Origin of the sequence: Amycolatopsis sp., from assembly GCF_025464955.1 — a bacterium.
In the GTDB taxonomy this organism is placed as follows: Bacteria; Actinomycetota; Actinomycetes; order Mycobacteriales; family Pseudonocardiaceae; genus Amycolatopsis.
Map to the genome: position 1 here is coordinate 1 of NZ_JAODNM010000037.1, position 25105 is coordinate 25105.

Annotated in this window: 23 protein-coding genes; 1 reads left to right on the top strand and 22 read right to left on the bottom strand. The window is 68.7% G+C overall.

Translation table 11 applies throughout. The features are described from left to right. Positions 1-253: 253 nt before the first annotated feature. From JWQ81_RS07270 to JWQ81_RS07310, 9 genes are all read right to left on the bottom strand, one after another. Positions 254-1420, bottom strand: coding sequence for an SGNH/GDSL hydrolase family protein (locus tag JWQ81_RS07270; RefSeq protein ID WP_297538881.1), 1167 nt, complete (start codon positions 1418-1420; stop codon positions 254-256). A gap of 11 nt (positions 1421-1431) precedes the next feature. Beyond that, the gene (locus JWQ81_RS07275) at positions 1432-4257 is read right to left on the bottom strand and encodes a hypothetical protein (protein ID WP_297538883.1); all 2826 of its coding nucleotides are present in this window, start codon (positions 4255-4257) and stop codon (positions 1432-1434) included. 108 nt (positions 4258-4365) lie between these two features. Then, positions 4366-5271: an NUDIX domain-containing protein gene (locus tag JWQ81_RS07280; protein WP_297538885.1), complete on the bottom strand. Its 906-nt coding sequence runs from the start codon at positions 5269-5271 to the stop codon at positions 4366-4368. A 42-nt stretch (positions 5272-5313) separates the two neighbouring features. Further along, positions 5314-6270, bottom strand: a complete 957-nt coding sequence (locus tag JWQ81_RS07285; protein ID WP_297539101.1) for an ROK family protein — start codon at positions 6268-6270, stop codon at positions 5314-5316. A 15-nt stretch (positions 6271-6285) separates the two neighbouring features. Further along, positions 6286-6768, bottom strand: coding sequence for a hypothetical protein (locus JWQ81_RS07290; RefSeq protein ID WP_297538887.1), 483 nt, complete (start codon positions 6766-6768; stop codon positions 6286-6288). Next, positions 6765-7913 (bottom strand): ArsA family ATPase, encoded by a 1149-nt coding sequence (locus tag JWQ81_RS07295; protein WP_297538890.1) that lies wholly within the window; start codon positions 7911-7913, stop codon positions 6765-6767. Before JWQ81_RS07295 ends, JWQ81_RS07290 begins: the two co-directional genes overlap by 4 nt. Positions 7914-7916: 3 nt before the next feature. Beyond that, entirely contained in the window at positions 7917-8354 is a 438-nt protein-coding gene (locus JWQ81_RS07300) for an SRPBCC family protein (protein WP_297538892.1), read from the bottom strand. 27 nt (positions 8355-8381) lie between these two features. Next, entirely contained in the window at positions 8382-9170 is a 789-nt protein-coding gene (locus tag JWQ81_RS07305; RefSeq protein ID WP_297538894.1) for a metallophosphoesterase, read from the bottom strand. A gap of 10 nt (positions 9171-9180) precedes the next feature. Then, a complete protein-coding gene (locus JWQ81_RS07310) occupies positions 9181-9648 on the bottom strand; it encodes a polyketide cyclase / dehydrase and lipid transport (protein ID WP_297539103.1) in 468 nt (155 codons plus the stop codon). 73 nt (positions 9649-9721) lie between these two features. Between JWQ81_RS07310 and JWQ81_RS07315 the strand changes: the two genes are divergently transcribed. Continuing rightward, complete coding sequence (locus tag JWQ81_RS07315; protein WP_297538896.1) at positions 9722-11530, top strand: long-chain fatty acid--CoA ligase; 1809 nt, start codon at positions 9722-9724, stop codon at positions 11528-11530. A gap of 3 nt (positions 11531-11533) precedes the next feature. Here JWQ81_RS07315 and JWQ81_RS07320 read toward each other — a convergent pair whose 3' ends face one another. The 13 genes from JWQ81_RS07320 to JWQ81_RS07380 all read right to left on the bottom strand — a co-directional run bounded on the left by JWQ81_RS07320 (position 11534) and on the right by JWQ81_RS07380 (position 25085). Beyond that, positions 11534-12640, bottom strand: coding sequence for an FAD-dependent monooxygenase (locus JWQ81_RS07320; protein ID WP_297538898.1), 1107 nt, complete (start codon positions 12638-12640; stop codon positions 11534-11536). A 100-nt stretch (positions 12641-12740) separates the two neighbouring features. Next, on the bottom strand, positions 12741-13712 hold the full coding sequence (locus JWQ81_RS07325) for a ferritin-like domain-containing protein (protein WP_297538900.1): 972 nt from the start codon (positions 13710-13712) through the stop codon (positions 12741-12743). A 90-nt stretch (positions 13713-13802) separates the two neighbouring features. Beyond that, entirely contained in the window at positions 13803-15044 is a 1242-nt protein-coding gene (locus JWQ81_RS07330; RefSeq protein ID WP_297538902.1) for an aminotransferase class I/II-fold pyridoxal phosphate-dependent enzyme, read from the bottom strand. A gap of 342 nt (positions 15045-15386) precedes the next feature. Further along, complete coding sequence (locus JWQ81_RS07335) at positions 15387-15896, bottom strand: hypothetical protein (RefSeq protein WP_297538903.1); 510 nt, start codon at positions 15894-15896, stop codon at positions 15387-15389. Then, a complete protein-coding gene (locus tag JWQ81_RS07340; protein ID WP_297538905.1) occupies positions 15893-16390 on the bottom strand; it encodes a hypothetical protein in 498 nt (165 codons plus the stop codon). Before JWQ81_RS07340 ends, JWQ81_RS07335 begins: the two co-directional genes overlap by 4 nt. After that, positions 16387-17622: an MlaD family protein gene (locus JWQ81_RS07345; protein WP_297538907.1), complete on the bottom strand. Its 1236-nt coding sequence runs from the start codon at positions 17620-17622 to the stop codon at positions 16387-16389. The genes JWQ81_RS07340 and JWQ81_RS07345 overlap by 4 nt, the downstream gene beginning before the upstream one ends. Then, the gene (locus JWQ81_RS07350) at positions 17619-18821 is read right to left on the bottom strand and encodes an MCE family protein (protein ID WP_297538909.1); all 1203 of its coding nucleotides are present in this window, start codon (positions 18819-18821) and stop codon (positions 17619-17621) included. The genes JWQ81_RS07345 and JWQ81_RS07350 overlap by 4 nt, the downstream gene beginning before the upstream one ends. Then, complete coding sequence (locus JWQ81_RS07355; RefSeq protein WP_297538911.1) at positions 18818-20014, bottom strand: MCE family protein; 1197 nt, start codon at positions 20012-20014, stop codon at positions 18818-18820. The genes JWQ81_RS07350 and JWQ81_RS07355 overlap by 4 nt, the downstream gene beginning before the upstream one ends. Continuing rightward, entirely contained in the window at positions 20011-21042 is a 1032-nt protein-coding gene (locus JWQ81_RS07360) for an MCE family protein (RefSeq protein WP_297538913.1), read from the bottom strand. Before JWQ81_RS07360 ends, JWQ81_RS07355 begins: the two co-directional genes overlap by 4 nt. Further along, positions 21039-22088: an MlaD family protein gene (locus tag JWQ81_RS07365; protein ID WP_297538915.1), complete on the bottom strand. Its 1050-nt coding sequence runs from the start codon at positions 22086-22088 to the stop codon at positions 21039-21041. The genes JWQ81_RS07360 and JWQ81_RS07365 overlap by 4 nt, the downstream gene beginning before the upstream one ends. Further along, a complete protein-coding gene (locus tag JWQ81_RS07370; RefSeq protein WP_297538917.1) occupies positions 22085-23425 on the bottom strand; it encodes an MCE family protein in 1341 nt (446 codons plus the stop codon). Before JWQ81_RS07370 ends, JWQ81_RS07365 begins: the two co-directional genes overlap by 4 nt. Beyond that, positions 23422-24288, bottom strand: coding sequence for an ABC transporter permease (locus JWQ81_RS07375; protein ID WP_297538919.1), 867 nt, complete (start codon positions 24286-24288; stop codon positions 23422-23424). The genes JWQ81_RS07370 and JWQ81_RS07375 overlap by 4 nt, the downstream gene beginning before the upstream one ends. Beyond that, complete coding sequence (locus tag JWQ81_RS07380; protein ID WP_297538921.1) at positions 24288-25085, bottom strand: ABC transporter permease; 798 nt, start codon at positions 25083-25085, stop codon at positions 24288-24290. Before JWQ81_RS07380 ends, JWQ81_RS07375 begins: the two co-directional genes overlap by 1 nt. Positions 25086-25105: the final 20 nt, after the last annotated feature.

The window sequence follows — 25105 nt, forward strand, 5'->3', positions numbered from 1 at the left end:
TGCTCTACCTGCTCAAACACCAACGCAACCGCGCGCTCACGCAGCTCACGAGGGTGCCTCGAAGACTTGGCCATAACTCCATCCTCACTCACACGATGGAGTCCCCGCCAAACCCGGGGCGGTTCAATACGACCGAAGAGCCCCATTTGTAGCGGCGGTAGCCCCTATTGAGGCTGCCAGGCGATGGCGTGTCATCACCACCATGGCATGCAAGAAGGGCCTTCCCCGCGCGGGGAAGGCCCTTCTTTCGGTTTCAGGGAAGGTCGACGGCGTTCGCGATCGCCTGGAGCCCCTCGGTGTTCGGATGCAGGTGATCACCGCTGTCGTAAGCGGGCAGGAAGCGGGTGGGGTCGGCAGGATCGTGGGTGGCGGTGTCCTGGTCGACCACGCCGTCGCAGCCGCTGCCCGGCCCGCGCACGAATGCGTTGTATACCTCCCGCTGCGTTTCTCCTTGCTGCGTCCAGTATCCGGCGCCCTGGTACGGGGTCAGGGTCGAACAGAGGAACTTGACGCCGGCCTGGTGAGCGCGGGTGATGAGGTGCCCGGCTGCCGCGATCAGCTGGTCCGCCGTCGGCGGGGGTGAGGTCGAGCCCAGGTCGTTGATCGGGTCGTCAGAGAAGATCACCCAACGCACGCCCGCTTGCGAAAGGACATCACGGTCGAAGCGGTTCAGCGCACTCTGACCGGCGCCGTCCACTAGCAGCCGGTTCCCGCTGATGCCCTCGTTGAGCACGCCGACCGTGCGCCCCTCCGACGCCAGGCGGGCGGTCAAATCATCCGGCCAGCGCCGGTTCGCGTCCGGTGACGACCCGACGCCGTCCGTCAGCGACGCGCCCAGTGCCACGACGGCGCCCTCGGCGACGGGATTCTGGACGTCGAGCCCGGCGAGGAAGTAGGACGAACCGTCGGTCCGCGCGTTCACCAGATCAGCGCTGCCGCTGCTGTCGCCTGACGCGACGTAGTTGGTCTGGTTCCCGAACTGGTGATAGGTCGTCGGGCCGGTCTCATCGGGCGTGTAGACGCTGACAGCGACGTCCGAACCCGCGGGCGCGGCGAAGTCCACCGGATCGCTGGTCGCCGTCCCACCGGCCGGAATGCTCACCGAACCCCCTCCGGAGAAGGTCACCGCGCGGTCCGTACCGGTGTCGATCGCGGAGCCCGAGGTCCGGCGCGCGATGTGCACGTCCTGAAGGTCCAGTGGCTGACCGCCGAAGGCGTTGGACAGCGTGATCCTGGCCGCGGAGCCCCCGACGCTGGTGTGCACGATCTCGCGGAGGGTCTGCTGGTCGAACGGTCCCCCGCCGCCCTGGGGCGCCGCCGCCCAAGTACCCGTCCATGGCGTATCCGCCTGAGCCGCGCCCGCGGCGACCAGCACCGACGCGAACACCGCACCGCAGAGGAAAAGACTTCGCCAAACCATGGTCAGCTCCTTCAGCCGGTAACGAGGTCGAATTCCTCCCAGGGGCCGATGGCGGTCCGGTTCGCGATGAGCGGAGCCGCGCCGGCGTTCTCGGCGGTGACGAAGTTGTTGTTCACCAAGGCTTTCAGGCTCACGCTGCCGTCGCCGTTGGTGACCAGCCGGAACTGCTCCCATGGGCCGACCGACGTCCGGTTGGCGATCAGCGATGCCGCGCCCGCGTTCTCCGCCGTCACGAACTGGTTGTTGGCATGCGCGCGCAGGGCGATCGCACCGTTGCCGGCGTCGACCTCGTCGAACTGCTGCGCGGTGCCGATGCTGGTTTGGTCCGCGATCAATGGCGACGCGCCCGCGGTGACGTAACGGCCGTTGGCGTGCGAACGAAGGCTGATCGCCGAGGAGGTCGAGGTCTGCTTGTCCAGTCCGATCGACGCGCTCCCCAGATGCCTGGCGGCCGTGGCCGGGGTGCCACCGACGGCCGCGAAGGGCAGCGCGTTCGACGGCGAGGACGTGCGCAACACGAGGTACGAAGCGCCTGCCTTGGCCGGGATGGTGAAGGTCGCGTTCGCTTGTGCCGCAAGCACAGTCGCCCCGGTCTTCCCGTCGACGACAGTCACGTTCTCGCCAGGCCACGGGGTGCGGACGGTGATCGGTGTGGCGGACCCGGACTCGATCGCGACGGTCACCGGAACTCCGCCGGTCACCTGGACGTGGACCTTCGAGTTGTGCTGGATGGGCACGGTTCCCTCGCCACTCCAGTCCGACGGCCACGCCGGCGCGACCCGAACCAGGCCGTCGTAGTCCTGCACGAGCGCCTCACTCACCGCACCGGCGAGGACACCGGATTGTTCGATGTAGGGCTGCGAGGCGGGTGCGCCGGTGAAACTGGCCAAGCCGGACGGGTAGGCCTGGTACTTCTGGATCGACGCGAGCATGGCCGCTTTGACGTCGCTCGCGAGGCCGAGCCGTGCTGCCTGTAGGGAATCCATCGACCAGTCGGCGGAGTTGACGAACCGGCGGGACTGGTAGGTCCGCTTGGCCAGATCGCTCAGCGGCCCGGTGTCGCCGATGAGCCCGTACGGCCAGACGGCCTCGAGGTCGAGGTTCTCACTGTTGTGCAAAGTCGCGGTCGGCTGCGTGGAGAGGCCGAACATGTCCTTGCCTGCCGCGTCGTCCGCCGCGGTCAGCAGCTGCGACTTCGTGGCGATGTCCGTGCGGGGCAGCGGCGGGATCTTCGGAATCGCGGCATTGAGCTGCGAAACGAGGTCCGGGTCGACGCCGAGGGTCTGCGCGGCCTTGACGACGATCGGGAACAGCGCCTGCCGCGCGACGATGTCGGTCACCGGGTCGGTGACATCCCACTGCGTCTCGTGCGCGTTGGACTTCGTGTGCAGGAGCCCGTCGGACCCGGAGGTTCCCGCGGACAGCAAGAATCGTGCGGCACCGCTCATCAGTGAGTAGCCGTCGCGGAGGGCGGACACGTTGTCCGTGTTCAGATATTCCTGCCAGATCCACGCCGCGATCTCGGCGCCGCTGGTGATGGTCAGCGAGTTGTACGACGGCGAGATGGTCGAGTCGCAGGAGGCGTTCGAGGCCGCGTCACCGCCGGCGTAGTAGCCGTTTCCGTTGAAGCGCATGGTTTCCGGAACGCAGAGTCCCTGCTTGCCCGGCATGTGCGCGGAGGTCCAGCTCCCGATGTTGCCGGTATTGCCTTCGTACAACCGGAAAACCGGGTCGTTCAGCGCCGGCACCCCGGCGTTCTGGTTCGCCTGGACCTGCATCCGCAGGTTCCAGAACCAGTAGCCCGCCGGATACCAGTCCTGGTGGTCCTGCGAGAACGTGAAGAGGTCGGCGACCCCGGCCTGCGAACCGGGCAGGGCGCCGCGACTCTGGGCAGCGGAGTCGTAGAGGTACAGCGTGCGCAGGTTTTCGACGTAGTCGCCGCTGCCGTCGGCCGAGGTGATCTTGATCAGCCCCGCGCCTGCCCAGTAGTTGTGCCACCAAGCCAAATGTGCCGCCGAGATGGCGGATGCCGGCTTGGTGACGTCGCCGTTGATCGTCGCGGTGGCCTTGGCGAGCGCGTCACCGCCGGTCCAGGTCGGCGCCACGGCCATGACCCGGAACGAACCGTCGGTGTTGGGCTGGAACGATACCTGCCCGGTCAGGCCGTCCGGGTTCGACGCGACGACCCCGCGTCCGCCCGCGGTCACTCCCGCGAGCGAGCCGAACGTCTGGCCCGACCCACCCGTCGCCGTGTTATCGGCCCACGTCTCGGCCAACGTCGCGACGCCGTTGGCGGCCGATGCCGACGGCGACCGGCCACTCCACAGCTTGACCTGCGCGGTCTGGGTGCTGTTCGGGTCCGCTCCCGTCACGTCGACGACCAGCTGGTCGGTGTCGGCGCGGAGGTACGCCGTGAGCGACATGCCGCCGCCGGACTCGCGCAACGTTCCGTCGTACGGGTCGAGGTAGCCGGCGAAGTCCGCGGCTGCGGTCAGCTTCGCGAGACCGGGGATGACCACCTGGCCGGGCGACTTGCGGTCGGGGAAGGTGTCGGTGCGGTTGAGCTGCGCGGTGAACCCGTTCGCCGCCCACACCGCGGCACCGAGGGTGCCGTTGCCCAGCGGCAGGGACTGCGTGGGATCGGCGTTCGCGCGGCCGAGCACGATGTCCGACCGCCGCACCACGCCGGCGGTGTCGACGGCGAACTGGCCGTTCTGCCACGCGGTGGTGCCGGTCGCGGCGGTCGCCGACGAGACCGAGGCAGCGCACACACCAGCCACGAGGGCAGTGGTGAGAAGGAGAATCCGCGCGCGGGAGGCTGGGATGCGTCGAGGCATGGGGTTCTCCTGGAGCTTCGTTGCTCTCGGCTGCTCGATCTTTAGTTCAGCTTGTGAACTAATACCAGGACAGTAGGGCTACGTCACCCCGGCGTCAAGGGTTGTTCGTTACCCGCCAACAGTTCCGGAGTCTCCGACAGCCCCAGCGTCAAGCATGGCCAGCAGGGCGCCCGGCCCGAGCGTGGCCGCACCCTCGGCGGCGACCCTGCCCCGCAGCTCCCGATCCGCCGTCACGACCACGATGTGGTCCCCCGGCTGCCGCACGCCGGCTGCCTTGACCACCTCGACGATCGCGGAATCGCCGTCCGCCTCGGCGGCGACGACTTCCACCCCGTCGACGGAGTCCGTACCGCGTGCCTGCCCCTCGACCACGAGCACGATCTTCGGCCACCATACCCAGTCGGCGCCGCCCGGAATCGACTGGTCGCCGCCGCGGACACCGGACAGCGCGAGCCCGGCGAGCCTGTCCCGAAGCCGCGCGGCGGCCCCGGCCCGGTCACGCCACCAGCCGTCCGGCCGCGATCCGACGACGTTCGCGCCGTCGACGACGAGGACCAGCTCACGACCGGCCTGGACACGCAGCGCGGGCCAAGCCGCGGCGAAGTCGTTGTGCAGCCGATACCCCGCGACGTCGTCCAGCGGCACCCACCGGAGTTCCGCGCTCTCCGCGTTGGCCACCTTCGCCTCCACCGGATGCGTGGTCGACGCGAGCACGGTGGTGTACCGCCAGTTCCCGTGGTCCACAACGGATTCCGCGATCGGCCGAACCAGTTCGGGAGCGACGGCGGCCTCTTCGAACGCTTCTCTGGTCGCCGCCTGCCGAGCGGTTTCCCCTGTTTCGACCGCACCACCCGGCAACGACCACGTGCCGCCGTGATGGACCCACCAGGACCGGCGTTGGAGCAGGATCCCCCGGCCGGGATCGCTGAGCAGCAGCCCGGCCGCGCCGTAGCGGCCCCAGTGGCGATGCCCGAGCTCGCAACGGACGAACACATTGCCGTTGTCGAGCACCATGCCTCCGACCCTACCCAGGAAAGCGCCTCCCCCGGGAACGTCTCAGCCGATGACGCCGACCTGCGTCTCGGCCGCCGCCTCTTCCATCGCCACCGCGGCCGCGCCGACGATCGCCGCGTCGACACCGAGCTGTGCGGTACGGATCCGGGCCAGTGGCCGGTGGCCGGCTCCGGTGATCATGCCGGTGTAGTGCTCGCGTGCCTCGTCGAGGAACAGCGGCGCCGACTCGGACACGCCACCGGCAATCACGATGACCTCGGGATCGAAGACGTCGGCCACCAGCGCGAGCCCTTCGCCGAGCCATTTCGCCAACTCGCCCATCGCGCGCAGCGCGACCGGGTCGCCGTCGCGCGCCGCTCCGGCGACGCGCCGGCCGGTGACCGATCCGGGGTCGCCGTGGGTCTCGCGCCGCAGGACGGTCGAGCGGCCGGGGTGGCGGGCGAGCATTTCGACGGCCGTCGCGGCCAGGGCGGTCCCGCTGCAGTAGCGCTCCCAGCAGCCGTACTTGCCACACGGGCAGGCCCGGCCACCGGGAACCACGGTCAGATGGCCGAGTTCGGGAGCGACCCCGTGCGCACCCCGGTAGATCGTGCCGTCGAGCAGCAGCCCGGCGCCGATCCCGGTGCCGACGGCGACCAGCACGGCGACCCCCGCACCACGCGCGGCACCGAAGCGGTGTTCGCCGACGGCTGCGGCGTTGGCGTCGTGCTCCAGGGTCACCGGAAGGCCGACACGCTTGGCGATGCGGTCCGCGACCGGCGCCGCCCGCCAGGGCAGATGCGGCGCGAACATCACCGAACGGCGGTCCGTCGCCACGAAACCGGCCACGGCGAGGCCCACGGCGGCGGCCTCGTGCCGGTTGCGCAGGTCCTCGATCACCCCGGCGATGGCGTCTTCCAGCGCCGCTTCGCCGCTCGGCGTACCGACCCTGGCCGTGTCCAGCAGCGTGCCCTGCTCGTCGACCACGCCGGCGCGCACGCTGGTTCCGCCGACGTCCACACCTATCGCGAGCACTCAATTCTCCTGATCGGGCTGCCACTCGGCGCGCTTGCGCACGGCGATGTGCTGCACTCGTACCGACGACGCCCGAGTGGGCGTCGGTTCATCCTGGCGTGCTCCTGACCTCGGCGCCGGATGGAAACCGGGCATGTGCACACCTTCTTCGGGCTCCCAGCGGTCCGCGAGCACGGCGCGCAGCAGCGCGATCAGCTGCGCCGCCTGCTCCAGCAGCCTCGCCACGAACTCCGGGGGTTCGCCCTTGGCCACCGCGACCAGCGCGCAGAGCGGGCACCAGCCGCACGCCCGCTCGCCGGTTTCTCCCGGCACGGGCACCGCGCGGGCGTCGGGACCGTGTCCGGCGGAAACCACCCCTTCGAGCCACGGGGCGGCTCGCTCGACGACCATCTCGACGAGCAGCCGGATCTCTTCGGTCAGGCTCGCGCCGTCGTAGCCGGCCCGCGGCTCTTCTTGTTCGCCTGGGGTGCCCTGTGCGGTCATCGGAGACCTCCATCAGGCGCCAACGACACGAGCAGGCCCTCGGCGTCGGATTCCGCGCCGGTGATGTGGCAGGACCGCAGGAGCGCCGGGAGCGCGATCAGCCGACGGAAGCCGTCGACCGTGATCGCCAAGTCGTCGTCGACCCTCGCGAGGTCCAACGGAGTGTCGCGGCCGAGCGGCAGCGCGACCCGCAGCCGGTAGCCGCCGTCGACCTCGGACACCTCGAGCAGCGGCGTGACGCCCTTGCCGCGGCCCACCAGGGGGTTTGCCCCGCCATAAAGCTCGTCCGCGATCTCGAGCAGCGCGGCGAGGCCGACCGGCTCGACCGCGCGGTGCTCGACCGGACGGACGACATCGGGCCCGAGCCCGGCGGCCGCGAGCTCGGCGAGCACTTCGTTCTGCTGGTTGCGGCGGGCGCGGAGCCAGGCCGCGGCCGAGCCGCGCCAGATCCCCGGCGCGGGCATCAGCCGGTTCGCGATCAGGCCGTCGACCTTGATCCCCCGCAGCGCCAGCGAGCTCAGCGTCCGGCGGGCTTCGGCGACGACCACCCGTTCCGGGGTCAGCACCAGCCGCACGGTGGTGATGGTGGGATCGGTCAGCAGGACGCGCAGGGATTCCAGGTGGGCACCGAGGCGCCGCACCGAGTCGGACACGCCGCCCCAGCGACGACCACGGCCGAACAGCTTGCCCAGATACCCCGACAGTGCCTCGGGCAGCGCGAGCAGGCGCAAGGTCTCGGCCGTCGGCCCGCAGTCGACGACCACGGTGTCCCACGGGCCGTTCTCGGCAAGCCGCTGGACCTCGGTGAGCGCGAGCACCTCGTCGACCCCGGGGAGCACGGTCAGTTCTTCGGCGTCGAGCGAGTCGATGCCGGCACCGGCGAACGCCGAACGCAGCTGCCCGCGCAGGTCCTGCCAGACGCTGTCGACGAGCGAACGCGAATCCACCTGGACCGCGTGCAGGCAGGTATCGACCTCGGTGGGCTCACCAGTCAGCAGCAGGCCGAACGCGTCGCCCAGCGAGTGCGCCGGGTCGGTGGACACGACGAGCGTCTTCCTGCCGCGACCGGCCACCGCGACGGCGGTGGCCGCGGCGAGCGTCGTCTTGCCGACGCCCCCTTTGCCGGTGAACAGCAGGATACGCATGGCTCAGGCGCTCTCGACCCGGCGCTTGAGCTCCTTCAGCGCGGTGTCCATGACCATCTTCTCCGCCTTGCGGCGCAGGAGCCCGATCATCGGCAGGGCGAGCTCGACGGACAAGGTGTAGGTGACCTTGGTACCGCTCGAGACCGTTTCGAGCTGGTAGCGGCCGTTCTGCGCCTTCTGCATCTGCCCCTTGACCAGGTGCCAGCTGACGCCGTGGCCGTCGGCATCCCAGTCGTACTCCAGGGTGTAGACGTCCTTGATCGGACCGGCGTCGAGGGTCAGCCGGACCTGCTTGGCGCGGCCGTCGTCGTTCTCGGCCAGTACCTCGGTCTCACGGACGGCTTTCGCCCACTCCGGGTAGGAAGGGAAGTCGGCGATCACCGCCATGACCCGCTCCGGCGACGCGTCGACCTCGATGGACTGCGTGGACTGCTCGGCCATGGAGGGAAGGGTAGCCGGAGGCGGTGCTCACCAGCGCAGCACGTAGGGCTGCCCCGTCTCCTTGAAGTGACCCACGTTACGACACTCGGTGCGGCCGATCCGGCGACGGCGGGATAACGGCTGGTGTACGTGCCCGAACACCGACCACCTCGGCTGCGCGGCGGTGATCGTCTCCAGCAGCGCCGGCGAGCCGATTTCGGACCGGCGGGCCACCACGTCGTAGGTCAGGTCGGGCACCGCGGGCGGGATGTGGCTGCACAGGACGTCCGGCGCCTTGAGACCGCTCACGGCCTCGTTGAACTCGGCGGAGGTCCGCAGATAGGGCCGCCAGACGCCGTTGCGGCGCGGGACCACGCCCTCGGGCAGCAGCGCGCCGCCGACGAAGCCGAACTTGAGGCCGCCGATGTCGACCGTCTCGCCGTCAACGATCCGGACGCCGTCACGGGCGAACCCCGGCCACAGCGCGGGGGCGTCGACATTGCCGGGGATGGCGAACGTCGGGGTGCTCAGTACGGAGAACAGCGTCGTGTACTGGTCGCGGATCGCTTCGTCGACGGCGGCGCCGGGGTCTTCCAGGCTGGCCCAGAGGGACCGGGAGAAGGCGATGGTCTCCTCCCGGGTGCCCTCGCGGCGCAGCTTCGCGAACACCCCGACCCGCTCCGCGCCGAACAAGGTGCCCATGATGCCGCGGTCGTGCTGGCGGTAGTCGACGAAATCGAGCAGGTCACCGAGCACGACCAGCGCGTCGGCGCCTTCGCCGGCATGGGCGAGCGCTTCGGCGTTCCCGTGTACGTCGGAGACGACATGTACTCGCAAGACCCGGCCCCTATTCCGCGGGCCGCGGCGGGATACCCGGTTCGCGGCCGTCTTCGAGGATTTCCTTGAGCCCGAGCGCCACGGCCTTGGCCGCCCGCGCCCGACGGTCGAACTCGTGCCGCAGCTCGCGCGGAGAGAGCGCGACCGGGGTGCCGGTCGAATCGGCCGGCGCCGCCCGCAGGAAGTAGTGCAGGATCGTGCCGTCGAGCATCGGCTCCAGCCAGACCTCCATGGTGCCCACCAGTGCGCCGCGAACTGTCCAGCGCAGGCCCTTCTCGCCGCGGTCGGTGTAGACCTCGAGGACCAGGTCGGGCCAGTATTTCGGCCACGAGCGAGGGTCGGCGTAGACCGCGGCGATCGTGCCTGGCGGTACCGCGATGAAGGTCTCGTCGACTATGTCCAGCGCGGAGGGCTCGGCGTTCGAAGCGGGCACGGCGAGCAGAATGTCATGCCCGCCCCACCAACCGGCGATCAGCATGGTCATACAGTGGATGGCAAGCTAAGTTGACTGGCGGGTAACACACTTTCCCGCGCTGAACTCGGAGGTCCACGTGCGCGAATACAGCGCTCCCGCCACTCGTCCGGTCTCCGACAAGGAGAACCTCGCCGACGTCGTGTGGGCTAATGCCGAGCGCTTCTCCGACGTCGTCAGCTTCCGGCGCCAGGTCGACGGCAGCTGGCTCGACGTGACGGCGAAGGACTTCGCCGACCAGGTACTCGCGATGGCCAAAGGCCTGGTCAGCGCCGGGGTCGAGGCGGGTGACCGGATCGGCCTGATGTCGAAGACCCGCTACGAGTGGACGCTCATCGACTTCGCGATCTGGGCCGTCGGCGGCGTCACCGTGCCGATCTACGAGACGTCATCGGCCGAGCAGGTGCACTGGATCCTGTCCGACTCCGCGGCCAAGGGCGTGTTCGTCGAGACCGACGGGCACCGGGCGAGCGTCGACGAGGTCCGCGACCGGCTCGACGTGCTCGAACACACCTGGCAGATCGAGCCCGGAGAGTCCGCCGGCACGCCGGCGATCGACGAGCTGACCAAGCTCGGCGCCGACGTCACCGACGACGAGCTGCACGCCCGGCGGCGTTCCGTCGCTTCGAGCGCGCTCGCCACGATCGTTTACACCTCCGGCACGACCGGGCGGCCGAAGGGCGTCGAGCTGACGCACCGGAACCTGCTCTCGGAGATCCGCGGCGCGGTCGAGGCGTTCCCGGAGCTGATGGAGCAGGGCAACTCGATGCTCGTCTTCCTCCCGCTCGCGCATGTCCTGGCCAGGGCGATCGCGGTGACGGCGTTCAGCAGCCGGGTCACCCTCGGGCACACCGCGGACGTGAAGAACCTGGTCCGCGACCTCGGCGCGTTCCGGCCGACGTTCGTCGTCGCCGTGCCGCGCGTGTTCGAGAAGGTCTACAACACCGCTAAGCAGACGGCCCACAGCACCGGGAAGGGCAAGATCTTCGACGCCGCCGAGGCCACGGCCGTCGCCTTCAGCGAGGCGCAGGACCACGGCGGTGCCGGGCTGGCGCTGACGGTCAAGCACACAGTGTTCGACAAGCTGGTCTACGGCAAGCTCCGTGCGGCCCTCGGCGGCCGCTGCATCGCCGCGGTGTCCGGCGGCGCGCCGCTCGGCGCCCGGCTGGCCCACTTCTTCCGCGGCATCGGCGTGCCGGTGTTCGAGGGCTATGGCCTGACCGAAACCTCGGCGGCGGCGAACGTCAACACCAAGGCGGCGTTCCGCGTCGGCACCGTCGGCAAGCCGGTCGCCGGGACGTCGGTCCGCATCGCCGACGACGGCGAGATCATGCTCAAGGGCGACGTCGTGTTCGGTGCCTACTTCAACAACGAAACGGCCACCAAAGAGTCGCTGACTGACGGCTGGTTCCACACCGGAGATATCGGGGAGCTCGACGACGAGGGCTTCCTGAAGATCACCGGCCGCAAGAAGGAGATCATCGTCACCGCCGGCGGCAAGAACGTCGCGCCGTCGGGCCTGGAGGACTCGCTCAAGGCGAGCCCGCTGGTCAGCCAGGCGATGGTCGTCGGGGACCAGCGCCCGTTCATCGGGGCGCTGATCACCATCGACGAGGAGTACTTCCCGAGCTGGAAGTCGCAGCACGGCAAGCCGGCGGACGCCACCGTCGCGGACCTCGCCATGGACGCGGATCTGCGCGCCGAAGTCCAGACCGCCGTCGACGAGGCGAACAAGGCCGTCTCGCACGCCGAGGCGATCAAGAAGTTCACCGTGTTGGCGAACGACTTCACCGAGCAGAGCGGCGAGATCACCCCAAGCCTGAAGCTCAAGCGCAACGTCGTGACGAAGAACTACTCCGACACCATCGACACGCTCTACAAGAAGTAACGCCTACGCCGTGACGGGCGCGTCCCAGTCGATGTGATGGTCGTAGAGCCAGGTGCGGTAGCCCTCGCCACCTTGGCCGGCTCCCGCCGAGACAATCCGTTCGACGCGCCCCCGTCGCAGGCGCTCGTACGCGGCGAAGGCGTCCGGGATCTTGGGTAGGTCGCGCAAGCACTGGGCGAGCACAACACTGTCCTCCAGCGCCATCGACGCACCTTGGACCGAAGCGGGCGAAGCGGCGTGTGCGGCGTCGCCGACCAACACCATCGACTCCGTCGACCAGACCTCCGTCGAAGGGATGTCGTAGGCCTGGCCGCCGTAGAGGTCGTCGGTCGCGCGCACGATCTGCGCGGCGGGCGTCCGGTCGCCCGCCAGCTGGTCGGCGGTCTGGTCGCGCCACTGGCTCGGCGTCATCGCGGCCAGTTCGGCGCGATCGCGTTCAGGCCAGGAAATCCGCGAGAACCAGTACGTCTGGCCGTCGGGATCAGTGGTGTAGCCGAAGGCCGCTCGCGAGCCCTGGATCATCCGGTACCGCTCGGGCGCCGCGGGGAACCCGGTGTCCCGGGTGTAGCCGTATACAACGTTGAGCCCGGTGTAGCGCGGACGCGGTGACTCGGGGTCGATCAGCCCGCGCACCGCGGAGTGGACGCCGTCGGCGCCGATCAGCAGATCGCCCGACGCCGTGCTGCCGTCTTCGAACTTCGCGACCACCCCGGAACCGGATTGGGTGACACGGACAAGCCGCTTTCCGTGCTCGAGCCCGATTCCCCGCCGCGCGGATTCGTCGTGCAGCGCGGCGTAAAGCTGCGCGCGCGTGACCGTGCGGGGGCTCGTGACGCCGTCATACCCGAAATCCCGCAGACCGACCGTCTCACCTTCGCCCGTGACAAGCTCGATTCCGTTGGCGGGGAAGGAATGCCGGATCACGCAGTCGTGCGCGTCGATGGCCCGCAGCGCGTCCATACCGTTGTGCATGATCGTCAGGAAGGCGCCGATGTCGGCCGCGCCAGTGGGGTACGCCTCGTAGATCACCGAGTCGATCCCGGCCCGGCGCAGCGCCATCGCCGTCACCGCCCCCGAGATCCCGCCACCGATGATCAAAGCCCGAGTCATCTTCCGACCTTATCGAGATCACCGTCCGGCCCGGCGGGTTTTGCGCCGCAACACCTCGCCGCCGACTCGCGAGCGCAAGTCGGCGGCGAGGTGCCGGTGGTCAGGCGCCGGCGCTGGTGTTGATGTCGCCGTTGACGCCATGTGGGAAGAATCCGCCCGAAGTCGCCTTCTTCGGGTTCAGGTACACGACGTTGAGCACCTGGCCGGCGCTGCGGCTGTAGGTGATGCCGTTGGCGTCGGTCGGCACGAGGTTGGCCTTGCCGTCCTTGACGACGCCCTGATCGTCGTCGCTCGGGCCGTCGAGGCTGTCGCGCGCCGCCGAAATCTTGACCGACGCGTCGCCCAGTTCACGCTCGAACAGCGCGCTGCGGACGATCCCAGCGTGGTAGGCCTCGACCGAGAGGATGCCGGCCGCGGCTTCCAGGTACGTCTTGTTCGTGATGAGCGGAGCCGCGCCCTTGTAGGCCGTCACACCGACGTCTTCGAAGATGAACGCGGCGAGCAGGAAGTTGTTCTCGTTCGCGTAGGGGTCGAACGTCTGGTGCTGGTTGATGAGCCCCGCTGCCCTGGCCGCCGCGGTGAAGCTGGTCTGGATGTCGATCTGCGGCTGTGCGACGGCCGCGCTCCCCAGCGCCGTCCGCAGGAACTTGACGTGCGCGAGCTCGTCACCGGCGATCTCCTGGGCGATCTGACGCAGGCCGCGGCTGCGGAACGGCACCCGCTTGCCGCCGGTGACCCCGCCGTGGAGCCCGGTGCCGGTGGTCAAGGAGCCCGAGAGGCCGCAGCCGTTGACTGCGTGCGAGTAGAACTGGGCCTCGAGATACTCGAGGTTGAGGGCGAAGTTCAGGACCGCCCCGTCACTCGGGGCACCGGCGTCCGCGGCGGCCCCGGTCGAGGCCGCGCTCTTGCGCTCCGCTGCCCCGGCCGACGGCGCGAGAACGCTGCCGCCGATGGTGGCCGCTCCGACTACGCCGAGACCAGCGAGACTGGCGCTCTTCAGGAAGCGGCGCCGGTCTGTGTCGTTCTCGGCACTTCGGCTGATCAGTTCCCGTACAAAAGGCTTTCCGAACACGAGTGGTTCCTCTCGTCTGATGCATGCGGTCGCCCGACATCAGTCATTCGGAACCACTCGTGCCCGGGGTTGGCCACGAACGGAGGAGGCTCAGCGGCTCGCGGCGGCGAGTCGCACACAGACGGTGAGACCGTGGATGGCGGCCTCGATCTCGGACAGCACCGGGAAGGTCGGGGCGATCCGGATGACTCGGTCCTCGGGGTCGTCGCCGTACGGGTGGGTGGCCCCGGCCGGGGTCAGCGCGATGCCCGCGGCCTTGGCCAGCCGGACGACCTCCTTGGCGCAGCCCGGGGGCACGGTCAGGCTGATGAAGTACCCGCCGGCGGGCTTCGTCCAGGAAACCAGGCCGGAGTCGCCGAGCTCCTCGGTGAGGATGCGGTCGACGGCGTCGAACTTCGGGCCGATCACGTCGCGGTGGGCGCGCATGTGGGCGCGGACGCCGGCTTCGTCCTTGAGGAACATGACGTGCCGGAGCTGGTTGGTCTTGTCGGGGCCGATCGTGCGTTTGGCGAGCAGGCCGAGGAACCACCGCACGTTGGTCTCCGACGCGCCGAGGAAACCGACGCCGCTGCCGGCCATGGTGATCTTCGACGTCGAGCCGAACACGAGAACCCGGTCCGCGTGGCCGTTCTCCGCGGCCAGCGCCAGCATGTCGGCGATCTCGACCTCTTCGTCGGTGAGGTGGTGCACGGCGTAGGCGTTGTCCCAGAAGATGCGGAAGTCCGGAGCGGCGGTGGGCATCGCCGCGAGCCGCCGAGTGGTCTCGTCGCTGTAGGAGACGCCGGTGGGGTTGCTGTACTTCGGCACGCACCAGATGCCCTTGATCGCCGGGTCCTCGGCGACGAGCCGCTCGACGACGTCCATGTCCGGACCGGTTTCGGTCATCGGCACGGGGATCAGCTCGACGCCGAAGCGCTCGGACAGCGCGAAGTGGCGGTCATACCCGGGCACCGGCGCGAGGAACGCGACGCGGGGCTCGTCGGCCCAGCGACGCTCGGCGCCCGGAACCGGGCTGAGCAGCGCCTGCACGAACGAGTCGTGCATGAGCTCGAGGCTAGAGTTCCCGGCGGCGATCAGCTGCTCGACCGGTACCTGGAGGAACCCGCTGAACAAGCGGCGCAGCTCGATGAGGCCCTGCAGGTTGCCGTAGTTGCGGATGTCCGCGCCGTCTTCGGACTTGAGGACGTCACCGGGCAGCTTCAGCATCTCCGACGCGAGATCGAGCTGGCGGGGCGACGGCTTGCCCCGCGTGATGTCCAGGGAAAGGCCGCGGCCGACCAGGGCCTCGTAGTCGAGGCGCGCGCGCTCGGTGTCAACTGAAAGAGACGTCATCACTCAACGCTAACTCCGTGACCCAGCGTAATCCTGCCGGGGCCGCCGTCGCCCGCGACCGTCGAACTCACGCGCGTGAACGTGGGACTCGCGCCGCCCCACGCGAGTCCCACGTTCACACCGGGCGAGTCCCCCGTTTACGTTGGCGAGTCCCACGTTCGCAACACCAGAAGCCTCAGCAGTCCCACCTGCGCCACCGGCACCACCTGCCCGACGAAAGTGGCCCTCGGATCCGCTCCGAGAACCCACGTCGGCCCCGGTCCTCGCTGTGGTAAGCCGGAACCCACCGCCTAACGTCCCCGCGGACGTCGAACTCGCGCCCCCGAACGTGGGACTCGCGGGTCAGAGGGGGATCAGAGTGGCGAGTTTCCAGCGGCCGTCGACGCGTTTCGCGGTGACGAGGAGTTGCGCGCCGGTCGAGTCGTGCTGGTTGCCGACGGTGTGCAAGGTCTGCTGGTCGAGGAACAGCAGCACGGTTGCCTGATCCCCGCTCAGCTCGCGGACGCCGATCGACCGGATGGTGGTCGTCCGCACGAGTTTTTCCGACGTCGACTGCTTTTCGGCCGCGGCGAGACTCGCGTGGTACGTCGTGGCGGCCGAGTCGACGAGTACGTCGGCGGCGGCGCGTTCGGTGCGGGCCAGATCGCTGTAGTCGTAGGAAAAAACGGCCTTCACCGCGGCGCCGACCTGGTCGGTGACCTCGCCGGTGGTGGCCGTGTCGACCAGTGCCGCGTTGGCCGTCGGGTCACCCGAAGTCAGCGCGTGCGCTTGGAATCCGAACCACACCGAGCAGCCGAGCGCGAGCACGACCACCCCTGTCAGCACCGACACGAGATCCACGCGCGGGCTCATGCCGTACCCGCCTGGACCGCGCTGACCTTCCAGCCGTCGACCGTCCGGTTGGTCTCGACGGTGAGCCGGCTCAGTTTCGACGCGGGCGCGCCGCCACCGGTGCTGACGCGGACAGTGAGCACGGCGATCAGCTCCGCGGTGCCGGCAGCGGAGTTCAACTGCGTCACGGCGGCCTGGTCAAGTGTCGCGGTGGCCACGGTCTTCGTGGTGTTCGCGCGGTCGAGCTGGCTCTGGCGGTCACCGCCGAGGTCCTTGCCCAGCTGCCCGGTCGTCACCTGGAGCCAGCGGTCCACGTCCTGCGGGCCGGTGCGGTAGTCGATCGTGTAGAGCACGACCAGTGCGTTCCCGGCAGCCGACAGCAATCCGTCACGGTCCCGGGCCACTGCCAGGCCGTCGTCGTGCGCCGCGCTCCACCACGACCAGCCGAACCAGGCCGCCAGGAGCACCGAAACCACCGCGGCGACGACCAGTCCCCTGCGCGCTGTCCCGGTCACCCCGGCAGCCCCAGCAACTTGCCGACACTGCCCGCCTGCGGCCCGCCCGAAGGCAGGTCCAACACGCCCGGAAGGCTCTGCCTCTCGGTCGCCGGAGCGGGCGCCGAAACCGGGATCGCCGGCGGCTTTCCCGCGTACGGCGCGTTTTGCGCGCCTCGGACGCCTGTCTGGCTGCCCGGCGGCTCCGCGCAGTACGCGTTGAGGTTGACCGGCGCCTCGGTGAGGTCGTTGGCCGGACGCTCTTTCGTGCCCTCGTAACCCTTCGTGCACGACGCCGGGTCGAAGAAGTTCAGCACCAGCCCCAGATGCCCGGTTCCATCAGGCGACGTCGTCGGCGCGAACGCCGAGATGATCGGGTACGCCACGAGCAGCTCTTCGATCGAGTCGGTCCGCACGGAGGTGATCTGCGCGGTGGTCAACAGGTTGGCCAGCACGATCCCGAGGTCCGAACCCGAGGTCGCGAGCACGTCGGTGACCTGGCGGCTCAGCTGCGGCGCCTCGTCGATGACCTGACGCAGATCCGGATCCGACGTCTTCAGCTGCGCCGCGATCGTCTTCAGCCCGGCCGACAACGACCTGATATTGTCCGACTGCCGCTGCTGGGTGTCGAGCACGACGCGCGCGTCGGCGAGAAGTCCCGTGGTCTGCGGCAAGAACTGCGTCGCCGTCGACGTCAATGACTGCGTGCTGTCCAGCAGCTGCCCGAGCGCGGGCCCCGAGCCTGCGAACGCGTCGTAGGCCTCGTCGACGACGGTCTGCAGCGACTGCGGGTGCACGCTGGACACGAGCTTGTCGAGGTTGCCGAGCACGGTGTCCGGGGACAGCGGGAGCGACGTCTTGCCGGCGTCGATCACCGAACCGTCGTGCAGGTACGGGCCGTTCTCGTTCTGCGGCAACAGGTCCACGAACTGCTCACCCACCGCCGACCGGTCGGACACCGCCGCGTTCGTGGCCGCCGGGATTTTCGGGGCGTTGGAATCGATGTCGAGCCCGACGTCGACGCCGCTCTTGGTGACGGTCATCGAGCGCACCCGGCCGACCGCGACGCCTCGGTAGTCGACCTCGGCGTTGACGAAGATGCCGCCTGACTCGGTCAGGTTCACCGTCACGACGTAACCGCGCGCGCCGAACAACCTGTCCAGCCCCGCGTACTTCCCGCCGGCGTAGCCCACCGACAGGACCGCGATCAGTACAAACAGCAGCAGCTGGACGCGGTGCTTGCGAGTGATCACTTGCCACCTCCCAGCAGCGTGCCCAGAATCCCGCCGACGGTGCCGAGCAAGCCGCCCGTCGCCGGGGTCTGCGGGTCAGGTGCCGTGGCCGTGGTCGGCAGGGGCAGGATCGGCGGCGCCGACCCGTTGGTCAGGCCGATCCCGCCCGGCGTGCCGGGTCCCTTCGGCAGCGAGATGATCGGCTGCGAGGAGTTGTTCAGGTTCTGCAGCAACGTGTCCAGGTCGAGGTCCACGGTCGCGTCGACGTTCGCGTAGTCGCCTTTGATCACATTCCCGGCGTAGTCGGGTAACGGGTAGGTCAGCAGGATCTGCAGCGCGTTCGGCAGGTTCTGGCCCGCCTCGACGAGTTTGTGCAGCGTCGGCCGCAACGCTGTCAGGTTCGCGACGAGCTGGTCGCGGCTCTTGTTCACCGTGTCCACCGCGACCCCGGAAAGCTTCGTCAGCGCCTGCAACATCGCGACGAGCTGGTCACGCTGATCGGTCAGCACCTTCAGCCCCGGCGCGAGCCCGTCGAGCGCGGTCGTGAGATTCCCGGTCTGCTTGACGAGCGTGCCGGACAGCTTGTCGAGCCCGTCGATCGCACGGAGGATCTCACCCTTCTGCCCGTCCAGTTCGGTGGCGATCCGGTCCACATGCGACAGCAGCGCGCGCACGTCGGCTTCGTTGCCGGACAACGCGTTGTTGAGTTCGCGGCTGATATTCCGCAGTTGCTCAACCCCGCCACCGTTGAGCAGCAGCGACAACGCGCCGAGCACTTCTTCGACCTCGGGGTTGCGGCTGGTCCTCGCCAGCGGGATGTTCGCGCCGGTCGCGAGCCGCCCGGTCGGCGGCGTGCCCACCGGCTGCTCAAGCTCGATGTACTTTTCGCCGAGCAGACTGGATTGGCGCAGGCCGGCGTCCGCGTTCGCGGGCAGCACGACGTCCCCGTTGACGAGCACGGTCACCAGCGCGGAGTGGGTGTCCGGCGCCAGATCGATCTTGTCCACCCGGCCCACGGCGACGTCGTTGACCTTGACACTCGCCTGCGGCACCAGGTCGAGGACGTCCGAGAACTGCGCGGTGAGCCGGATCGGATGGTTGCCGACGTCGGCGCCACCCGGTAGTGGAGTGTTGTACAGTCCCGAAAACCCGCTCCCGCTGCAGGCCGCGAGCAACATGACACCGGCGAGTACACCGGCGAGGCGCCGTTGGGAACTCATTTCCCACCGCCCGTGAGCTGGCTCAGCACGTTCACCAATGGCAGCGGCAACGGCGGCAGCTGTCCTTGCTGCAGCGAGGAAATCGTCTGCGGAATCGACGGCAGTTTCAACGCCCCGGCGAGCACCGGCGCCAGCTGCTTGCAGATGTCGGCCAGGGTCGCGGGGACCTGTTTGGGGGTGAACGCGCTGATCAGGCGGCAGACGGTCAGGATCGGCGGGTTGGTGATCTCATTGAGGTTGTCCCGCACGGCGATCGTGCCGGACGCGGCGTCGTAGGAGTTGATGAAGTTCGTCGCCCCGACCGGCGCGACGTCGAGCACCTCCGCGAGCGACGACCGCTGGTCCACCAGCACCTTCGTGATCCCGGCCAGCTTGTCCACATTGGACGCGAGGAGGTCCTTGTTCTCCGCGACGAAATCCTTGACCTCACCGAGCGAGCTCGCGAGCGACGACAGCGCCGCGCCGACGTCTCCGGAATCCGCCGCCAGGAACTTGCCGACGTCGGCCGCGCGGCCGTAGAACTCGTTGAGCTCGGCGTCGCTGTCGGCGAGGGCCTTGGTGAAGGTGTTGAGGTTGGTAACCGTGGCGAAGAGGTCGTCCTTGGAACCGTCGAGCGTCTTGGCCAGATCCGACAGCTGCGTGATGGTGTTGTTGATGTTCTTGCCGTTGCCGTCGAGGTTCGCCGCCGCGGTGTCGAGCACGCCGGACAGCGCGCCGTTCTTGTTCGCGCCGTCGGGCCCGAGGCTGGTCGAGAGCTTGTCCAGGCTGCTGTAGAGATCGTCGAGCTCGACCGGGGTCGCCGTGCGCGACTGCGGGATGACGGTGCCGGTCGCCATCACCGGGCCGACGTCGTAGGCCGGGGTCAGTTGCACGTACCGGTCGCTGACCAGGCTCGGCGCGACGACGACCGCGCCCGCGTCCGCCGGGATCTGGACGCCCTCGTCGACGGTCAGATCGACCCGCACGGCGGCGCCCTGCGGCTGGACCGACGTCACCTCACCGACCTTGACGCCCAGCACCCGCACGGACGAACCGGCGTAGAGACCGACGGTCTTGCCGAAGTACGCGCTGAGCTTGGTGCTCTTGTCCTCGTGGAACACGAAGTACAGCGCGCCGGTGAGCACCAAAGCCACCACACACGTGAACGCCACCCACGTGGCGACACTGCGTCCCGTTCGAGTCTGCATGCTCAATTCCCGCCCACCCCCTGGTTCGGCGCCGCGATGGGCGGCGTGCAGCCCTCGGGGTTGATCTGCAGCCCCAGCGCGGTGATCGACGGCGGCAGCAGCCCGCACAAGTAGCCTTCGAACCAGCGGCCGTTGCCGGTCGCGTTGGCGCCGACACGCGCGAACGGCGCCATCAGCTGCAGGCTGCGTTCGAGGTTGTCCTGGTTACGCTGCAACACATCGGTCACCTGCCCGAGCTTCTCCAAAGTCGGTTTGAGCTGCTGGCGGTTATCCGAGACCAGTCCGGTCAGTTGCGCGGACAACTGCTGCGCACCCTTCAGCAGCGTGCTGATCGCGTCCTTGCGGTTCTGCAACTCCCCGAGCAGCAGGTTCCCGTCGCTGATCACCTTCTGGAGCTGGGTGTCACGGGCGGCGAGCGTTTTCGACACCCCGCTGGTGTTGGCCAGCAGGTTCCGCAGCTGTTCGTCGCGGGACGAGACGGTTTTGGACAGCGACGACAAGCCGTTCAGCGCGTCCTTCATGTACTGCGGGCTGTCCTTCAAGCTGTCGGAGAGCACGGTGAAGCTCTGGGCGAGCTGCTGGGTGTTGATGTCACCGACCGTGGTCGACAGCTGCTGGAACGCGTCCTGCAGCTCGAACGGCGTGGTAGTGCGCTGCACCGGGATCGCGTTGTCCGGCTCCTGCGTGCCGGCGCCCTTCGGCACCAGCGAAAGGTACTTCTCGCCCAGCAGCGTCTTGATCTCGATCGACGCCGTGGTCGCGTCGCCGACGCGGACGTTCTTCACCCGGAACTTGACCAGCACCTTCTTGCCCGCCAGCGAAACACTGGTGACCTGCCCGACCTTGACCCCGGCGACCTCGACCTCGTTGTCCGCGGCCAGCCCGGCCGACTCGGCGAAGTACGCCGAGTACGCCGTACCGTTGCCGAACAGCGGCAGGTCGTTGGAGTAGTACGCGGTCAGCACGGCCAGCAGGATGAGCACCAGGGTCACCCCGCCGACAGCCGCCTGGTTGCGGTCTTTGAGACGCTTCATGGCCCGCACCTCGCAGGTTGCCGGGTGGTGGGCAAGGGAACGATCGGCACCTCGATGTTGAGCGAGGAGATGCCGATCCGGCCGGTGATCCCGCAGAGGTAGTAGTTGAACCAACTGCCGTAGCTCAGGGTCCTGGTGAACTTCTGCAGGTTGCCCGGAAGCACTTGAAGCAGGTGATCGATCAGCTGCTGGGAGTCGTCGAGGTTCGACGAGAGCGCCCCGAGCTGGCCGATGTCATCCTTGAGCGCCGGCCGCGCGTCCGCGAGCAGCCCGGACGTCGTGGTGGCCAGGTCACCGAGCGCGGACACGGCGTCGCCGATGGGTTTGCGTTCCTGCGCGAGCCCGGTCACCAGCTGCTGGGTCTGGTCGATCAAGCCCGACAGCTCCGGGGCGCGGCTGTTGACCGTGCCGAGCACCGAGTTGAGGTTGTCGATGACCCGGCCGATCACCTGGTCCTTGCCCGCGATCGCCGACGTGAGCGACGCGGTGTGGTCGAGCAGGCTCGAGATCGTGCCGCCTTCACCTTGGAAGACCTGGATGATCTCGTAGGACAGCTTGTTGACGTCGTCAGGGTTGAGCGCTTGGAAGAGCGGCTTGAACCCGTTGAACAGCACGGTCAAGTTGAGCGCCGGCTGCGTGTGGTTCGGCGGGATCGTGCCGCCTCCGGGCAGCGTCTTGCTGTCGCCGACATCGGTTCCGAGCGAGAGATAGCGCTGACCGACGAGGTTGCGGTACTTGATCGTCGCGGTGACCGACTCCGGCAGCTTGTACTGCGACTCGACGTCGAACCGCACGTCGGCGAGCGTCGCGTCAGTGTCGCCCGCCACCTCCGCCACCGAGATCGCCGAAACCTGACCGACCTTGACCCCGACGATCCGGACGTCGTCGCCGACCTTCAGCCCGGACGCGTCGGTGAAACGCGCGGTGTAGCCCGAGGTCGTGCCGAAGTTCGTGTTCGCGATCGTCGCGCCGAGCAACCCGGTGAGCACGATGGTGACCACGGCGAAGATGAGGATCTTGATCAGCGAAGGCAGGGTTTTGCTCATTTGAGGTCCACCTCCGCGCCGCGGTAGAGCGGTCCGACGAGCAGGCTGCTCCAGTTCGGCACGTCCGACGGCGCCACCCCGAGTGCCGGCGCGGTCAGCAGGTTGATCAGCTGCTGCTCACCCGGCGAGTTCACCAGCGACGGCGCGCCGCCCGTCGAGCCGCTGCCCGAAGCGATCGGGCCGGGCAAAGTTCCGTCGGGCGAACGCGGCGGCGCGGGCTTGGTCGACCCGTCCTTGATCGCGCCGTCCGGCGGATACTGCGGCCAGGTGCCTGGCTTGGGCACCTGCGGATAACACCGCGGACCGCGTTTGTCGTCGTACTTCGGCTCGTCGACCCCGGGCAGGTACTTACCGCGGCTGGAGGTGAACTCGATGGTCACGCGGCTGACGTCGGGATGCGCTGTGCCCTTGCCGAACGCCAGTTCGGCTGCGGGAACCGAGGCCGCGAGCTGCTGGAGCAGGCAGGGGTATTCCGGCGCGTACTTGGCGAGGACGTCGAGCGTGGGTTGGACGTCGGTGGTGAGCCCGATCAGGTTGTTCTCGTTGACCGCCAGGAAGCTGGTGAGGTCGACCGACGCGGTGGACACCGACGAGTACAGGTCGGCGAGCCCCTGTTTCTTGTCCACCAACGTCTTGCTCGTGGTCGTCAGGTCCGCGAGCGCGTCCAGCAGATCCGGCGCGGCCTTGGTGTAGGTGTCCGAAACGTTCGCGAGCCCGGTGATGTCGGCCTTGACGTCCGGCAGCGACGGGTCGAGCTTGCCGAGGTAGTCCGAGAGCCGCGCGAGGGTCTGGCCAAGCTGCGTGCCGCGCCCGTTCAAGGCTGTCGACACCGCGTTCAGCGTGCTCGACAGCTTCTGCGGCTGGACGGCCTGAAGCAGCGGCATGACGTCGTCGAGCACCTTCTCCAGCTCGATCGCGCTGCTGCTGCGGTCCTGTCCGATGACGTCCCCGGCGGCGATGTGGGCGGCGGACGGGTCCGGCGGGATCTGCAGGGCGACGTACCGCTCACCGAAAAGCGTCTTCGGCAGCAGGCGGGCGGAGACGTTGGCGGGGATGACGTCGATCTTGTCCGGATCGAGCGCGAGGTCGAGCGCCGCGTGGTCACCGTCGACCTCGATCGACCGCACCTCGCCGACGAGCACCCCGCGGACCTTGACGTCGGCGCCCTTGCGCATCTGGTTGCCGACGTGGTCGGTCTCCAGGCGCACCTGAGTGACCGGGGTGAAGTCCTTGTTGTAGATCGCGACAGTAGTCACGAAAAACAGCGCCGCGACGACCAGGAACACCAGCCCGAGCAGCTGGAAACGCAGGCGCCGCAGCAGGATCCGCCGGTTCATCCGGAGATCCTCACCGTCGTGGTCGCGCCCCAGATGGCGAGGCTGAGGAAGAAGTCGAGTACCGAGATCAGCACGATCGACGTCCGCACCGCGCGGCCCACCGCCACGCCGACCCCGGCGGGACCGCCTTCGGCCGTATAGCCGTAATAGCAGTGCGAAAGGATCACGAGAACGCTGAAGATGAGCACCTTCAGGAACGACCAGAGCACGTCTTCGGGCGGCAGGAACAGGTTGAAGTAGTGGTCGTAGGTGCCGGCCGACTGCCCGTACAGGAAGATCGTGATCTCGCGTGACGCCAGGTACGAAGACAGCAGCCCCACGGCGTAGAGCGGGATGACCGCGGCCACTCCGGCGATGACGCGGGTTGTCACCAGGTACGGCAGGCTCGGGATGGCCATCACCTCGAGCGCGTCGATCTCCTCGGAGATGCGCATCGCGCCGAGCTGCGCGGTGAACCCGCAGCCGACGGTCGCCGAAAGCGCCAACCCGGCCGAGAGCGGCGCGACCTCACGGGTGTTGAAGTAGGCCGAGATGAACCCGGTCAGCGCCGCCGTGCCGAGCTGGTTCAGCGCCGCGTACCCCTGCAGACCGACGATCAGCCCGGTGAACAACGTCATCCCGATCATCACGCCGAGCGTGCCGCCGATGACGGCCAGGCCACCGCTGCCGAAGATGACCTCGGTCAGCAGGCGCAGCACTTCCTTGCCGTAGCGGCGCATGGTCCGCGGTGCCCAGGCGAGCGCACGCGCGTAGAACCAGAGCTGCTCGCCGAGACCCTCGAGACTCGCCCCCGGACGCGCGATGATCTCCAGCGTCCGGTCGATGGACTGGACGGGCTCCTGGTCCTCGGCTAGTGCAGTCATTACAGCGCCTTGGCCGGGACGATCTGCAGGTAGATCGCCGTCAGCACGACGTTGATCAGGAACAGCAGCAGGAACGTGATCACCACGGCCTGGTTGACCGCGTCGCCGACGCCCTTCGGCCCGCCGGCCGGGTTGAGCCCGCGGAACGCCGCGACCACCCCCGCGACGAAGCCGTACAGCAGGGCCTTGATCTCACTGACCCACAGGTCCGGCAGCTGGGCTAGAGCGTTGAAGCTGGCGAGGTACGCGCCCGGGGTGCCGCCCTGCATGACGACGTTGAAGAAGTACCCGCCGAGCACCCCGACCACGCTGACCAAGCCGTTGAGCAGCACCGAAACCACGATCGCGGCGAGCACCCTGGGCACGATGAGCCGCTGGATGGGATTGACGCCGAGCACTTCCATCGCGTCGATCTCTTCGCGGATCTTGCGGGCGCCGATGTCCGCGCAAACGGCGCTTCCGCCCGCACCGGCCACCAGCAACGCCGTGATCAGCGGCGCGGCCTGCTGCACGATCGCGAGCGCGCTGGCCGCACCGGTGAACGACTGCGCGCCGATCTGCTCGGTCAGCGAACCCAGCTGCAGCGCGATGACCGCGCCGAACGGGATCGCCACCAGCGCCGTCGGCAGGATCGTCACACTCGCGAAGAACCACGACTGCTGGATCCATTCGCGGACCTGGAAGGGGCGTTTGAAGATCGCCCGCAAGACCTCCCAGGCAAGCGTCGACAGCCTGCCCACCTGGGTCAGTGCGGCGATTCCCGGGATTCGGAACGATCCGCTCTCCTCGCCGGCCACCACACCTCCGCGTCGTTTCG

What these genes read in the sequence shown, in the direction of transcription:
- JWQ81_RS07375 (WP_297538919.1), bottom strand. Translation starts at nt 24,288, where the DNA reads ATGACTGCACTAGCCGAGGACCAGGAGCCCGTCCAGTCCATCGACCGG.
- JWQ81_RS07290 (WP_297538887.1), bottom strand. Translation starts at nt 6,768, where the DNA reads ATGACCGCACAGGGCACCCCAGGCGAACAAGAAGAGCCGCGGGCCGGC.
- JWQ81_RS07365 (WP_297538915.1), bottom strand. Translation starts at nt 22,088, where the DNA reads ATGAGCAAAACCCTGCCTTCGCTGATCAAGATCCTCATCTTCGCCGTG.
- JWQ81_RS07320 (WP_297538898.1), bottom strand. Translation starts at nt 12,640, where the DNA reads ATGACTCGGGCTTTGATCATCGGTGGCGGGATCTCGGGGGCGGTGACG.
- JWQ81_RS07270 (WP_297538881.1), bottom strand. Translation starts at nt 1,420, where the DNA reads ATGGTTTGGCGAAGTCTTTTCCTCTGCGGTGCGGTGTTCGCGTCGGTG.
- JWQ81_RS07335 (WP_297538903.1), bottom strand. Translation starts at nt 15,896, where the DNA reads ATGAGCCCGCGCGTGGATCTCGTGTCGGTGCTGACAGGGGTGGTCGTG.
- JWQ81_RS07360 (WP_297538913.1), bottom strand. Translation starts at nt 21,042, where the DNA reads ATGAAGCGTCTCAAAGACCGCAACCAGGCGGCTGTCGGCGGGGTGACC.
- JWQ81_RS07280 (WP_297538885.1), bottom strand. Translation starts at nt 5,271, where the DNA reads ATGGTGCTCGACAACGGCAATGTGTTCGTCCGTTGCGAGCTCGGGCAT.
- JWQ81_RS07350 (WP_297538909.1), bottom strand. Translation starts at nt 18,821, where the DNA reads ATGAGTTCCCAACGGCGCCTCGCCGGTGTACTCGCCGGTGTCATGTTG.
- JWQ81_RS07300 (WP_297538892.1), bottom strand. Translation starts at nt 8,354, where the DNA reads ATGGCCGAGCAGTCCACGCAGTCCATCGAGGTCGACGCGTCGCCGGAG.
- JWQ81_RS07295 (WP_297538890.1), bottom strand. Translation starts at nt 7,913, where the DNA reads ATGCGTATCCTGCTGTTCACCGGCAAAGGGGGCGTCGGCAAGACGACG.
- JWQ81_RS07370 (WP_297538917.1), bottom strand. Translation starts at nt 23,425, where the DNA reads ATGAACCGGCGGATCCTGCTGCGGCGCCTGCGTTTCCAGCTGCTCGGG.
- JWQ81_RS07310 (WP_297539103.1), bottom strand. Translation starts at nt 9,648, where the DNA reads ATGCTGATCGCCGGTTGGTGGGGCGGGCATGACATTCTGCTCGCCGTG.
- JWQ81_RS07275 (WP_297538883.1), bottom strand. Translation starts at nt 4,257, where the DNA reads ATGCCTCGACGCATCCCAGCCTCCCGCGCGCGGATTCTCCTTCTCACC.
- JWQ81_RS07330 (WP_297538902.1), bottom strand. Translation starts at nt 15,044, where the DNA reads ATGACGTCTCTTTCAGTTGACACCGAGCGCGCGCGCCTCGACTACGAG.